6 protein-coding genes are annotated in these 15,136 nt (G+C 52.7%); all 6 read right to left on the minus strand.

Annotation, left to right across the window (positions count from 1 at the left end; genetic code table 11):
- Positions 1-198: 198 nt before the first annotated feature.
- A complete protein-coding gene (locus tag VFS25_RS00005; RefSeq protein ID WP_326460048.1) occupies positions 199-537 on the minus strand; it encodes a septal ring lytic transglycosylase RlpA family protein in 339 nt (112 codons plus the stop codon).
- A gap of 156 nt (positions 538-693) precedes the next feature.
- A complete protein-coding gene (locus VFS25_RS00010; RefSeq protein WP_326460049.1) occupies positions 694-3,006 on the minus strand; it encodes a BamA/TamA family outer membrane protein in 2,313 nt (770 codons plus the stop codon).
- Between the two features lie 4 nt (positions 3,007-3,010).
- The gene (locus tag VFS25_RS00015; RefSeq protein WP_326460050.1) at positions 3,011-8,092 is read right to left on the minus strand and encodes a translocation/assembly module TamB domain-containing protein; all 5,082 of its coding nucleotides are present in this window, start codon (positions 8,090-8,092) and stop codon (positions 3,011-3,013) included.
- Between the two features lie 126 nt (positions 8,093-8,218).
- Positions 8,219-8,851: a hypothetical protein gene (locus VFS25_RS00020; protein WP_326460051.1), complete on the minus strand. Its 633-nt coding sequence runs from the start codon at positions 8,849-8,851 to the stop codon at positions 8,219-8,221.
- Between the two features lie 199 nt (positions 8,852-9,050).
- Complete coding sequence (locus tag VFS25_RS00025; RefSeq protein WP_326460052.1) at positions 9,051-10,526, minus strand: glutamate synthase subunit beta; 1,476 nt, start codon at positions 10,524-10,526, stop codon at positions 9,051-9,053.
- Between the two features lie 45 nt (positions 10,527-10,571).
- A complete protein-coding gene (gene gltB, locus VFS25_RS00030) occupies positions 10,572-15,113 on the minus strand; it encodes a glutamate synthase large subunit (protein WP_326460053.1) in 4,542 nt (1,513 codons plus the stop codon).
- Between the last annotated feature and the right edge of the window lie 23 nt (positions 15,114-15,136).

The following is a 15,136-nucleotide window of genomic DNA, read 5'->3' on the forward strand; positions in this document are numbered from 1 at the left end:
GGTTGCCTGGCTTGTGTGAGTGCGGAGGAATGCCAGTGAGAGTGATTAATTGGAAAGCTGTTTCAGGCGCATACGGTTGTAGTTATTGTTGCGCTATCTGTTATAATTTTCAAAGGTATTTTCTGCAAGCAGAACAGGCAATGAGCGCGTATTTCGTAATTGGCCTTTTTGTATAACCGGCTGTTATTTTGTATTTGCTTACTTTTTTCTTTTGTACTTAATATCTACCGGTGCAACGCCGATAGTGAGAATGCCCAGCTTGCGGGCAGCTTTTTTAGAAAGATCTATTATTCTTCCTTCTGCAAACGGACCGCGGTCGTTGATTTTTACTTTCACAGAACGGCCGTTGGCCAGGTTCACTACTTTTACTTTGGTGCCAAAAGGCAGGGTGCGGTGGGCGGCTGTCATGGCAGACTGGTGAAATGTTTCACCGCTGGCAGTGCGGCGGCCTTCAAACTTATCGGCGTAATAAGAAGCTTTCCCGGTTTCGGTGATCTGGCGTGCGCAGGAACACAGGCATAGGAGGCATACAGCCAAAATGGTATAAGAATAAGAATGTATAGCGCGGGATATAAACATGCAAAAGGTTGTTTTACAAATATACTCCTTTTTCTATATGTTTGAACCCCCCGGCTGATTGCTGCACCTATTCAGATGCAGGGCATGGTCTTGTTTCAAAGCAGCTGCACGGTATCAGAACGGGTAGCCAATGGCAATATTCAGGATCAAATTTTCCTTACGCCAGTCAGGATCGCCGAAACGGATATCTTTAATTACCCATCGCTCATTTTCAGGCAGCCAGGGCTTGCGCAAGGGAAAAGCCAGGTCCAGGCGCACCACTACAATAGAGGCATCTACCCGCAGGCCAACACCCGCATCTACTGCTATTTCCTTTAAGAAGTGACTGGTAAATGTTCCGCCGGGGCGGTTAACATTTTTCTTTTGCAGCCAGATATTGCCGGCATCTATAAACACTGCGGCATTTAATACACTTGCCAGGTGCATGCGCAGCTCCGAGTTAAACTCCAGCTTAATATCGCCTGCTTCATTAGCCAGGTAGCGGCTGGTGGTATCGCGGTAGCTGCCAGGGCCCAGGGTACGGGCCCGGAAGCCGCGCAGGCTGCTGCTGCCACCGGTAAAATATTGTTTAACAAAAGGCAGTGTGGCAGAGTTGCCGTAAGGCAGGCCATAACCGGCAAAAAAGCGGTTCACCCATACATTGCCCTTGCTCAGCTGCCAATAGTGGCGCACATCGCCGCCCAGCCTTATATACTGTGCAAAGGGATTACCAAAAATGGTTCTGCCGCTATCGCCTTTAGGTATTATAAGCCCGGCTATGTTACCGGATATATCCACATTGCCGTTCAGGTAAAAGCTGTGTATGCGGTTGGGTTCCTGGTTATTATAGGTAGCACTGTAATTAGCTCCCAGTATAAATTGCTTTTCTATGGACCGCCGCTGTACAGGATCTACCTTCAAAATGCTATCGTATGCCGGGGTGGTATTGGTAGGCAGCACATAGGTAACTGCTACGGGAGCCCAGGTATGCTCCAGGAAACGGGTTTGCTTCCAAAGGTACTGCCACTGGAACGTATAAGCATTAAGGTTATACAGGTTTTGCCGGCTATACAGCTCATAGCTGGCGCTGATGCGGGTACGCGGTACATAAGGCGTTCGTATGTTTAGCAGCCTGCGGAAAGGTAAAATAAAACGCGGTACGGTTAAGGCAACCTCACCTTTCAGGCTATACGAATTGCCGCCTACTATCTGCCCGCCGCCGGTTTGCCACTCCATGCCGCCGGAGGCGGATATTTCCAGCATATTGGCGGCCCGCCGCCAGTTACGGTTACGTTCTGTTATCTTTATTTCAGAACCCACAAAGTTGTTGGATTTGGAGGTACCCCGCAGCTCGGCCTGCAGTGAATATTGCGGGTAAGGCGTAAGGTAAAAACTGGCATCCAGCCGGCCGGTATCTGCCAGCATCCGGTTGGTGCTGCTATCCTTTTCCCGCACTGTGCGGAACTGGCCTTTCACAAATTTAAAAACGCCCAGGCCAATAAGGCGCTGCAGGGTAATATCATGTGAGCTCAGGCGGTACAGGCTATCCGGCCGCAGGAATACGGCGCGCCGGAATATTTTAGGCTTGAACTTACTTTCCGGATCAACAATACGGAAGTTGCGGTACACCATTACCTCTCCCCTGCTGCTACGCGTTAGCGAGTCCTGCTCCAGCGAGTAATTGGGAAACAGGGTTATCCTGCGCATATAGTAAGGCCGTTTAGCCAGGGGCGATACATCTTTTTTTACGGTTACATACATATTCACGGTACCGTTATGCTGCGTACTGTCTACCTCTACCAGCAAATGATCGGCTGTAAAGTAATAATAGCCCTGTTCTTTCAGGCGGTTGTGCAGGCGCTCCCTTTCTGCCTTCACACTATCCAGGCTGTAAGGTTCGCCAACAACCAGGGAGGAATGATCTGTTGAGGCGTCAATGGCTTTTCCCAGTTGCGTACTGTCCGTTTCGTAGGTAACGCTGTTAATAGTGTAGCGCAGGCTAGGAGTGGCCGTGTATACAGCGCTGGATTTTTTCCTGCCTTTGTATTTAATGGCCGATGCTACATCTGCCTGGAAATAGCCATGATCTACCAGGTATTGCTCCAATACATTGGAGGTATAATCGCGCTTTACGGCGCTTAGCAGCACCGGCGGCTCGCCCCACTTTTCCCTTAGCAGGTAATTAAGGCCTTTTCCTTTGGGCTTGTTACCCAGGTTATACAGCCACAGGCGAATGGGCATGCCCAGGAATTTGCGGTTGGGTTTGGGCCGCACGCTGCCTTCCAGCCCACCTTCCAGCGTAGCGTAATCGCGGGGCTTTTTTCCTTCCCATTTAACGGTGGCGCCGGTGTACAGGCGGTCGCCCTCCGGCACCGTACGGGTAGTGCTGCAGGCGCTGATGCAAAGGGCCGCCATTAGCAGGATGATATGTGAATAGTTCGTTCGCAATATGCTATGATTTCTTATTGGCGTTTTTCTTCCGGTCACTGGCTTTTTGCCGGCGCTGCGTTTGTTTTTTCGGTGGCTTCTTGGCCTTGCCCAGTATTTCGCGGAACTGGTCAAAATCCAGCACTATCATAAACGCTGCGCCTGTTTCCACCACCTGGCCTTCCACTACGGTTTCATTGGTGCTGCGCTGGTAAACGCGTACCCGGTAGCGCCCGTCGCGGGTAAGCTTGTAATCAACAGACACATCGCCTACCAGGTTTTGTGTATTGCTGGTGGCGGCATCGCCTTCGAGCAGCACATTAGAACCCACGGACACGGTTAAACGATCATTAAACAGGGCTTTGGACACGCCTACATTCAGCGTGGTATTTTCTTTGGCGCTGCCAGTAGAATAGTCTTCATTCTGCTGCAGGTCAAAATTGATGTCTACCCCTTTAATGAGATTGCCGGCCAGGTTATTCAGCTGCTGCGAAAGTATTTTGCTTACGCTTTTGCGCGCCTCCCGGCCAACATTCACACCCTCACTTTCCGTAGCGCCGGGATCATCGGGGATAAAGGAGTTCAGCACCAGCAGGCCCATTACCTGTTTGTTCAGCTCAGACTCTATCTGGTTTATTTGTTTCAGGCGGTTGTACACGCTGCCGCTAAACGCATTACGCTCTGCCTCCGGCATATCCAGCATAAAGGAGATCTGGGGTTTCAGCAAATCGCCTTTGATATACATATACACTTCAAAAGGCAGGCGCTGGCGGTAGCGGTTCCGGTCTATATCAGACATATTGGAAAGCTGGTCCGATACCAGGTCTGCCGCCGGCGCATTTACCGTGTACTTGGCGGTAATATCCAGCATGGCATCCATGGCATCGCCATTAAAGGTGATGGCGCTGCCTTTTTCAATGGCAAAGGAACGTTTTATTAACTCGTACAGCGACATCTGGTATTTACCTTCCTGTATCTCGTAACGGCCGGTGAGGCTTAGCTTGCTGCTGGCATCCAGCGTGGCATTCAGATTGGTTGTGCCTTTGGCCTCTACATAATCACCGTTCTGCTGGTCAATAATAATCTTGATGGTGGATTCAGGCGTAATTTCGGCATTACCGCTAAAGTTAATACCCGTAAGGCGGGGGTTCTGAAACCGGGTACTGTCCTGCTTTTTAACGAGCACTGAGTCCAGGGGCTGATCCTTATCCACAAACACCATTACGCCTTCGCGGTTGGCCACGCCGGGGTTTTCTTCCGGAATGGTAAAGGTTACGTTGGATTTATCACGCAGCTTAACGTAAGCGTCTACACGCGGAAGGTCCAGGTTACCTCTTACCCTGATGCGGCTGTCGATATAGGCGGGGCCATACACCATCTGATCCGGATCCTGCTGCTTGCCCAGCACCATAAAGTTATCTGCGTTTACATCCAGGTTAAAGCGGTAATTATTGAAGTCAACGGTGTTTACGCGTCCGTCTACCACCAGCTTATTACCCAGGCTGTCTGCTATTACGAATTTGTTAAAGGCAATACCCCTTTCATCCAGCGTAATCTGCTCATTGGGCAGGGTTAAAGGCGCGCCAATGTAGGTAATGGTTCCGCCGGCATCGTTAAAATGCAGGTGGCCAAGCACCCTGGGCTTATCCATAGTGCCTGTTATATTAAACTGGCCGTCGGCGCTGCCGTGCATGCGCACAACGTTGCCAAAGGTAAACGGCTCTATAGCGGCCATGTTCAGTCGGTTAATGTTTATATCGGCATTAATGGCGGTATCATAAGTAGCTTTTACATCCAGGCTGTTATTATTCCCTTCCAGCGCGGCATTTACCGCATAAGCATTGGGGGCGGGTGTTTCAAGGCTGGCTGTTAAGGTGCCCAGGCCGGCGTTCCTGAAGGTAAGACTGTCTATTTTCAGCGTGCCGGCTACCAGCGGCGCCTTATCCAGGTTGCTTACATGGGCCTGCATATTCAGCACGCCATTCGCCAGCATGGTATCGGCAGCCAGCAGGCCGGTAATGGTGGATAGCTGAAAATCTTTAATAGTTGCCTGTAACGCAGGCAGGCTGCTGCTACTGGTATCGGGTACGGTTTGTAATTGAATGCTTTGCTTCCTGGAAGATAATTTAAGATTGGCGCTGTCCGGCATGCCGTTGTGCAGGCGTACCAGGTTACTGTCGGCCACCGTCCATTGCTGTTTATTCAGCAGCAGCGCGGGTTTTAATGAAATAGCCGTTACATTGCCGGGCATAAACTGCACCTGGCCGCCTACCTGGTATTTGGGTTTGCCATCACCGTCATTTGCATTCAGATCCCAATGCAGTTTACCTATGTTGGCATTTGCCAGCAGCTCTGTATGGTTCAGCGGCAATACGGGATGGTGCAGCGCAGCCACCGACAGGGCGGCCTCCATGGCAGTGTCCTGTATATGGGCGGCCAGCTTTAAGCTATCAATATGGAGCGAGTCGTAAGCCAATGCGGGCAGGCTGGCCTGCATTACCAGCAGGCTGCTATCTGAGTTTAGGCGGCCGGTAATATTCAGCGGCTGCATGCGCAAAGTGGGCGCCATGGCCCGCAGCGCGCGGGGCCATATGAGGGAGGCGGTCCACTGCAGCTGCTGGTGCGGCGGCAATGTAATTATACGGGCGCTGTCCAGCGGCTGTAAGGGCTTGCTGATAATATTGCCAAAGGCGGCGCCTACTTTTGTAAAATCAATGTTGCCCATGGCGTTTACGGAACCAAAGGGCCCCTGCAGGCTCAGTAGCTGCTGATCCTGGTAGTCGGCTGCCAGCGCAATCGTGTCTATGGGAAATACCTGGCCATTGGTGGCAATTTGCCAGCCAACCAGGTCGGCGCTGCCTATTACCCGCGTAGGAGTAAGGCTGCTGAAATCGGCCACCAGGTTACCTTTGAGCTGTAATGGCTCTGCATACAAATGGGTTGCATACAAGTCGGCCCTGGACAGCTGCAGGTTGGCCTTCAGGTTTTGCAGCAGGGTGTCCTGTATATGACCTGCCAGGTCGAATATTACGTTCATGGCAGTATCGTTGCTCCGGCCTGCTGCATTAAAGCTGCCGTTCTGTATGCCCGCTTTCATATTCACATCGCGGTACGTATAGCCGTTATAGGTAGCGCTATTCACCACCAGGGCTGCATTGGCCGCCATGGTGTTCAGGTCATACCCGTGGCCCTGGGCCTCCAGCCGTCCGTTGATCCAGCCCAGGGTGGTATCGTACAGCATACGGCCGGGGTTTATATGAAAGTTGGGCACATTTACGGTGTAGCTGCTGCGCAGGCTATCCACGATGTTTACCAGGTGGGCGGTAAGGGTGGCATTGGCCATATCGCTTTTCAGCTGCAGCGCTGTTTGCATATCTGCCATGCCACCTTTGAAGGAGCCGGTAATAAGCATTTGCTCCGGCAGGCGGGGCGTATCGGGCATGGTGCCGGCCGGCAGCCACGCACGCAGCGGCTTGTTACCGCTTTGCAGCAGCAGCTCCGGCAGGTTGGCGCGAATACTGTCTGTATTCTGTGAATAAAATATCTCCCCTTTGGTTTGCACCAGGTTGCCCACATTATCTTTTATATACAGCAGCGGAATTTCCAGGCGCGACATGCTGCCCCTGATCATGGCATGTATCATCAGCTGCTTGTTCCACAGGGGCTGCATGTTCTTATTGGTACGGGCATCCGGCACAAAAGGCAGGAACTCGCCCAGGGTAATGTACGTTGAGTCGAGGTTGGCGCGCAGCTGCAGCTGGTCCAGGTGATCGGCCACTGTTGCCCAGGAAGGCACGGTAACGGCTATTTGCTTACGTAGCACTGAGTGGTTGGTTTCCACCAGCAGATCCTGCAGGGAAAGTATTTTGGGGGTGAACAAAAAGTTCATGTGCGCATGCTTTACAGCGAAGCCGGATTGTTCGCGCATGCTCAGCTGCTGCAGCACCGCGCTTATAGTATCTGCATTGTAGTTAATATCCTTTACATGGGTATTAAAGTCCCGGATGAACAGGTGATTATAATCCGGGTTGTTGCTGCCGGCGCCGCGGGGCGCAGGGCCGGTATTGTTATCGTACTTAACAACCAGCTGTTCTATTAAAGCTTCGCCGGTAGCCATGGTCCAGGTGTTGGGCGCACTGCTGTCCGGCACAGGCGCAGCCGTATCTTTAGGCATGAACATAGCTACCACGCCCTGTGTATGATTGAGGCGAATATTGCCCACCTGTATATGGGTAGAGTCCTGGTCGATATTGGCGTTGGTAACCTGTAGTGCGCCTACCTTCCAGGCGGTAGACATGCCAATATCTTCACTTTCATACCAGAAGGTGCTGTTGCTTAGCTTCAGCTTTTTAAGCAGCAGGTGAAAAGGGGTAGCGGCGGTATCGGCCGGTGGCGGCGGTGGCGCGGCAGCGGCGGTTATTTTGGGGCGGTAAGCCTGGCGGAAAAAGCCCGTAAGCCCATCCAGCGTAATGCCGCGGAAGGCATATACGCCGTCATTCACCAGCAGATCGTCGGGGTCTACCTCCAGGGTTTTCCAGTGCAGCACAGCGTTCATGCCGCCCAGGTCGTCCACATAACGGAGGCGTACCTGGCGCAGGGCAACATCCCTGATGCGGAACTGCATGGTTGTGCCGGTTTCGGAAGAAAGCGTGTCCGGCGTGGTATCGGGACTGATAAACGCATCTACAACAAACTGGTAGTTGAACGTACTGTCGGCACCATGGCGGTATACGTTTACCAGTACGGTGTCCCATTCAAGCTTATTGATATTTAACTCATTGTTAAGCAGGGAAAGGAGGTTGTAATGCACTTTCAGCGACCCGGAAAACAGGAGGGCCTGGTTGGCTGTATCTGCAACAAACACATTGCGCAGCTCCAGGTACTGCCAGCCACGGGCCCGCAGGTAGCCGATCTTTACCCGGGTGTGCAGCTTATTTTGCAGGTATATTTCTCCCTGCCTGCGCAGGTAATCCTGTACGGGGGCAAGCTGAAAAAGCAATACGGCCATTACCGGCAGCAGTAATATGCCAATAATGATCCATAAAAGCCAGCGCCACCAGGGGCGACCATGATGAGGTTTATCTTTGGTACTTTCGGGTGCTGTCACTATGAAATGTTACACGGTAATTTACTGAAAATAAATGCTTTGCCAGCTGTATGGCTGTAAAAAGGAAGAGGTAGCAAAATCTATACCTACCCGGTAAGGTTCAAATGACGGCGTATGAATTATTAATCAAAGCACGGGGGTATTACGTGCGTTAAACCACTGTATATAGTACTCCAGCCGCTCCCGCTTTTTTGCATCGGTATTAAAAGTGTCCAGGAGGGCTTTGTCCTGGGGGAGAATATATTTCCTGAGATTGTAGAGCGTTAGGTCATATACCTGCCCGGTAACAATATTGATAACCTTTTTCTTCTCACTGGGCGGCGGCGTGTTAAACGTTATGGCGCCCGGGTTAGCCACGGGGGTGGCGGCTATGGCGTGTATCTCATACAGGCAGTAGTAGCCTATTTCCTGCAGCCTGTTAAGCCCGTTGTCGCGGATGTACACATCCCTGCCATCTGAGTAGCCCCAGCAATCTTTTACCTTATGTTCCTGCCCGGTGCTGTCTATTATATGCAGCTCATTACGGCTGGCCAGCAGGTATATTTGCGCGGCGGCGCTGCGGTTACGGATCACCACCTGCCCGTTTTGAGAAGGCGCGTTCTGCTGAAACTCTTTAAAAGACCGGTAAATGCCGGGTTTGAGATGGGTGCTGCTGAAAATAAAATCATCGCCGGAGGGAATGGCGGTTGTGTCCTGTGCGTAGCTACAGGAAATACCCAGGAACAAACTGCCTATTAACAATAAAGCCCTGCGACACATACTGCAAAAGTAGAAAGTTGGCAGGCGGTTGCTGCCGTAAATAGCTCAACCGGCTATTTATGCCGCCTAACAATGCGTTTATGCCGTTAAGAGCTCATACTCCGCGGGGGCAAAAAGAAAGGGCCGGGTAAAAACCCAGCCCGGCTGAAGGTTACAACAAAATCTAAACCTGCTTATGAGAAAACTTTACATCAAGTTATCAAATAGCCATTGCCTGTAAGGAATGATCCTTGCTTTCCAGCTGGGAAGTACCCATCAGGAACTCATCTACCTTGCGCGCGCACTCCCGTCCTTCGCTAATAGCCCATACTACCAGTGATTGGCCGCGGCGCATATCGCCGGCAGCAAACACTTTGGGAACGGAAGTTTGGTAGGCTTTTTCAGTAGCCTTTACATTGCCGCGCTCATCTTTTTCCACACCCAGATCATCCAGCATACCGGTATGCTGCGGGTTGGTGAAGCCCATGGCCAGCAGCGCCAGCTCACAGGGTACCTCCCTTTCAGAACCCGGTACTTCTTTAAAGCCACCCGGACGGCCGTCTACTCCCAGCGACCACTGAATATCCACCAGCTTCAGGCCTTTCAGGTTGCCCTGCGCATCGCCCACAAACTCTTTGGTGGCAATGGCCCAGTGGCGGTTAGCGCCTTCCTCATGGGAGGATGATGTTTTCAGTACCATGGGATAGGTGGGCCAGGGCATATACGGTGTACGCTCGCCCGGCGGCTTGGGCAGCAGCTCCAGCTGGGTAATGCTGGCTGCGCCGTGGCGGTTAGAGGTGCCCACACAGTCGGAACCGGTGTCGCCGCCGCCAATTACTATCACGTTTTTACCGGTAGCCCATATATCTTCCCCGTCAACGGGGCGGTTGCTTACTCTTTTATTCTGCTGCTTCAGGAACTCCATGGCAAAGTGCACGCCTTTGAGCTCGCGACCCGGGATGTTGAGGTCGCGGGGAATGGTGGAGCCGCCTGCCAGCACAATCGCATTGTACTCGCGCAGCAGGTCGTTCACGCTTACATTTACGCCTACATTGGCGTTGCAGCGGAACTCTACCCCTTCTTCCTCCATAAGCTTAACCCGGCGCTCTACCACCCATTTTTCCAGCTTGAAATCAGGGATGCCGTAGCGTAATAAACCGCCCGGGGCATCGTCCCTTTCAAACACGGTTACCTGGTGGCCGGCATAGTTCAACTGAGCGGCGGCAGCCAGGCCGGCAGGGCCCGAACCTATTACCGCTACCTTTTTGCCGGTGCGTATGCGCGGTACTTTTGCCTGTACCAGTCCTTTATCAAAAGCAATTTCAATAATGTGCCGCTCTATTTCCTCAATGGCTACCGGCGGCTGGTTAATGCCTAATACGCATGCGCTTTCACAGGGCGCAGGGCATATACGGCCGGTAAATTCCGGGAAATTGTTGGTGCTGGTAAGAATGTCGTATGCTTCTTTCCAGTCTTTATGATACACGGCGTCGTTAAACTCCGGTATTACATTGCCCAGCGGGCAGCCGCTGTGGCAAAAGGGCACGCCGCAGTTCATGCAGCGGGCGGCCTGCTGGTTCAGCTTAGGCTCGCTGTAGCGTTCTACAAACTCGTTATAATGTTGCGTTCTCTGCTTAGGATCTGCTTTTCCCGGCAGCTCGCGTGTAAATTCCAGGAATCCTGTTGGTTTACCCATCTCTCTGATGCTTTAAATGTTAATAACAAGGCGTTTCATTCACCTTCAGGATTTTTTCACCTGCTGGCTTTCTTCCGGTGCTGACTTTGCAGCTTTCAGCACCGCCTTGTATTCTTTCGGGAACACTTTTACAAAGTGGCGTAACTGATTTTCCCAATCCTTTAATATAAACTTAGCCACGGTACTGTTCGTATAGGCGTGGTGTTTGGTAATAAGGTCGTGCAGGCGGGTAATATCGTCCTGGTCCAGCGGATCCAGGTCAATCATATCCTTATTGCACCGGCCTGCAAACGCGCCTTTCACATCATACACATATGCAATACCGCCGCTCATGCCTGCGCCGAAGTTGCGGCCTGTTTCGCCCAGTATTACGGCCTGGCCGCCGGTCATGTATTCACAACCATGGTCGCCGGTACCTTCTACTACCACGGTAGCGCCGGAGTTACGCACGCAAAAGCGTTCGCCTGCTTTACCGCGGATGTACGCTTCACCGGAGGTGGCGCCGTACAGGGCCACGTTACCGGCAATAATATTCTCTTCTGCCTTAAAGCCGGCTTCTGCATGCGGGTAAACAATCAGCTTGGCGCCGGACAGGCCTTTGCCAAAGTAGTCGTTTGCCTCACCTTCCAGCTCCAGCGTTACGCCGCGGGTGTTAAAGGCGCCAAAGCTTTGGCCTGCAGAGCCCTGGAATTTAAAGTGAATGGTATCTTCCGGTAAGCCTTCGCCTTTATAGCGTTTGGAAATTTCGTTACTTAAAATGGTGCCGATGGTACGGTCGGTGTTTTTTACAGGGAACTGCTGAAACACGCGGGTTTTTTTATCCAGCGCAGGCTGTGCAGCTTTCAGCAACTGCCAGTCGAGCACTTCGCTGATACCGTGATCCTGTTCTTCCTGCTTGTACTGGCCTACTTCCGGTGCTGCCGGCTCGCGGTACAGGATGGGCGACAGGTCCAGGGTTTTGTATTTCCAGTGATCCAGCCCTTCGCGTACCTGCAGGCTTTCTACCTGGCCTACCATTTCGTTTATGGTACGGAAGCCCAGGTCGGCCATGATCTCGCGCAGCTCTTCTACCAGGAATTTGAACAGGTTCACCACATGATCTGCATTGCCGGAAAAGCGCTTGCGCAGCTCAGGGTCCTGGGTGGCAACGCCTACCGGGCAGGTGTTCACATGGCACTTACGCATCATGATACAACCTTCTACCACCAGCGCAGCGGTGGCCACGCCCCATTCCTCCGCACCCAACAGGGTAGCAATGGCAATATCGCGGCCGGTTTTCAGCTGGCCATCGGTTTGTACCACTACCCTGCCACGCAGCTTGTTGCGCACCAGCGTTTGGTGAGTTTCCGCCAGGCCCAGCTCCCAGGGCAGGCCGGCGTGTTTGATAGAGCTTATGGGAGAGGCGCCGGTACCGCCATCGTGACCGGAAATGAGCACTACATCGGCATGAGCTTTGGCCACACCGGCTGCAATGGTGCCTACACCGGCTTTAGACACCAGCTTAACGCTGATGCGGGCGGCGCGGTTGGCGTTTTTCAGGTCATAGATCAGCTGTGCCAGGTCCTCAATAGAGTAAATGTCGTGGTGGGGCGGCGGCGAAATAAGGCCTACCCCGGGTGTGGAGTGGCGCACCTTGGCAATCCAGTCATCTACCTTATGGCCGGGCAGCTGACCGCCTTCGCCGGGCTTGGCGCCCTGGGCCATTTTTATCTGCAGCTCATCTGCATTGGTAAGGTAGTAGCTGGTAACCCCAAAGCGGGCGCTGGCCACCTGTTTAATGGCAGAGCGCATGCTGTCGCCATTGGGCAGCAGCTCGTAGCGCAGCTCATCTTCACCACCTTCACCGGTATTGCTTTTAGCGCCAATGCGGTTCATGGCAATGGCCAGTGTGGAGTGCGCCTCATGCGATATGGAGCCAAAGCTCATAGCGCCGGTAGCAAAACGCTTCAGAATGCTTTCTGCCGGCTCAACCTCCTCAAGCGGAACAGCCGGGCGGGTACGTTTAAAGGAGAACAGGCTGCGTAAGGTGCAGGCTTTTTCGCTTTGCTCATTTACGGCCTTGGAATATTTTTTAAACAGGTTATAATCGCCCTGGCGGGTAGCATACTGCAGCAGGTGTATAGTAGTGGGGTTAAAGAGGTGAAACTCCCCTTTACGCTTCCACTGGTAAATACCGCCTACGGTTAAACGCTGCACCGGCGTTTCCTTGCGGCCAAAGCCCATCCAGTGCTTGGCCAGGGTTTCGCGGGCTATTTCATCCAGGCCCATGCCCTGCAGGCGTGATACGGCGCCGGTGAAGTATTTATCAACCACCTGTTGGTTAATACCCAGTATTTCAAATATCTGCGCGCCCTGGTAAGATTGCAGGGTGGAGATACCCATTTTAGAGAACACTTTCAGCAGCCCTTCGCACACAGCCTTGATGTAGTTCTTCTTCAGCTTATCTACATCGTATTCTGTTTCCAGCTTGCCGCTCAGCTTCATATCGCGGATGGTGCTAAGCGCCAGGTAAGGATTGATGGCGGTAGCGCCAAAGCCCAGCAGGGCGGCAAAGTGGTGTACTTCCCAAACATCGCCGGCTTCTACTATCAGCCCTACCTGGCCACGGTACCCTTTGCGGATAAGGTGGTGGTGTACGGCCGATGCGGCCAGCAACGACGGAATGGGCGCATGCTCGGAGTCAATAGAACGGTCGGAGAGGATGATTACTTCAAAACCATCTTCTACCGCATCTACCGCATAGCGGCACAGGCGGGCCAGCCCTTTTTCAAGGGAGCCGGGCTTACCGTCGGCCTTAAAGTAGGTTTGTAAGGTTTTGGCCTGGAAAATACCCGTATCAATACTACGTATCTTTTCCAGCTCATGATTGCTTAATATGGGATGGCGCAGGGCCAGGCCATGGCAGTGCAGGGGATCCTCATCCAGCAGGTTGCCGTTGTTACCTACAAAGGTAGCCAGCGACATTACCAGCCTTTCGCGGATAGGATCAATAGGCGGGTTGGTTACCTGGGCAAACAGCTGCTTGAAGTAGCTGCTCAGGTGCTGGGGCTGATCGCTCAGCACGGCCAGCGGCACATCGGTACCCATGGAGCCAATAGGCTCCTTACCATCCAGCGCCATGGGCGCTATGATCTGGTCCAGGTCTTCTGTGGTATAACCAAAAGCGCGCTGGTATTTAAATATCTGGCCGTGCTCCAGGTGGGTAAAGGCTACGCGGGGCTCCGGCAGCTCTTCGAGGCGGATCTTGTATTTATTCAGCCACTCGGCATAAGGCTGCTGCGTGCAGATAGCCTGCTTCAGCTCCTCATCGCCTATGATGCGGCCCTGGTCCATATCCACAATGAACATTTTGCCGGGCTGCAGGCGGCCTTTTTCCTTAATATTCTTAGGATCAACAGGCAGCACCCCTGCTTCGGAGGCCATAATCACGCGGTCGTCCTTGGTTACTACAAAGCGGCTGGGGCGCAAACCGTTACGGTCCAGCGTGGCGCCAATGATCTTACCATCTGTAAAGGAAATGGAAGCCGGGCCGTCCCAGGGCTCCATTAAAGAGGCGTGGTATTCGTAGAACGCCTTTTTAACAGGGTCCATATCTTCATTGCCGTCCCATGCTTCTGGTATCATCATCATCATTACATGGGGCAGGGAGCGGCCTGTCATGGTAAGCAGCTCTATAACATTATCCAGGCTGGCGGAGTCTGACTGCCCTTCTTCTACGATGGGCAGCAGCATGTCCAGCTCTTCCTTGGAGAAGTATTTGGTTGCAAAATCCCGCTCACCGGCACGCAGCCAGTTAAGGTTGCCCTTAAGGGTATTGATCTCACCATTATGCGCAATATAGCGGTAAGGGTGGGCCAGGCGCCAGCTGGGGAAGGTGTTGGTAGCAAAACGGGAGTGGATGAGGGCAAAGGCCGACACCATTTTCTCGTCGCTCAGGTCGGGGTAGTAATGCCTTACCTGGTAGGTGGTAAGCTGTCCTTTATAAACGATGGTTTTGTAAGACAGGGAGCATATATAAAACAGCGCCTTTTCTTTAGGCAGCGTGTTACGCACGGTTTTGGAAATGTAGTTGCGCAGCACGAACAGCTTACGCTCAAAGGTTTCGGCATCTGCTATATGATAAGGGCAGGCAATAAATACCTGCTCAATTTCCGGTTCAACTGAAAGGGCGCTTTCACCTATACCATCGGGGCGTACCGGCACTTTGCGGTAACCCAGTATGTCAAGTCCCAGCTTTTCTGCGGCGCGCGCAATGATCTCGCGGCACTCTTCGCGCCAGCGGGGCTCTTTGGGGAAAAAGATCTGGCCTACGCCGTACTTGCCAAACTCCGGCAGCGCAATACCAATTTTCAGGCACTCGTCATAGAAAAATTCATGCGGCATCTGGATCAGGATACCGGCCCCGTCGCCGGTGGTGCGCTCACAACCGCAGGCACCGCGGTGCTCCATATTTTCCAGCATGGTCAGGGCGTCCCGCACGATCTGGTGTGACTTACAGCCCTTAATATGGGCCGTAAAACCAGTACCGCAGGCGTCATGTTCAAATTCCGGACGATATAGGCCTTCCTGTTTTCTCACTTCAAGCATTCGTTTAAATTTTTGTATCGGGT

This window comes from Chitinophaga sp. (assembly GCF_035761305.1).
Lineage (GTDB): Bacteria > Bacteroidota > Bacteroidia > Chitinophagales > Chitinophagaceae > Chitinophaga.

Bases quoted from the DNA above. Each gene is read 5' to 3' on its own strand.
- VFS25_RS00025 (WP_326460052.1), bottom strand. From the start codon at position 10,526: ATGGGTAAACCAACAGGATTCCTGGAATTTACACGCGAGCTGCCGGGA.
- VFS25_RS00020 (WP_326460051.1), bottom strand. From the start codon at position 8,851: ATGTGTCGCAGGGCTTTATTGTTAATAGGCAGTTTGTTCCTGGGTATT.
- gltB (WP_326460053.1), bottom strand. From the start codon at position 15,113: ATGCTTGAAGTGAGAAAACAGGAAGGCCTATATCGTCCGGAATTTGAA.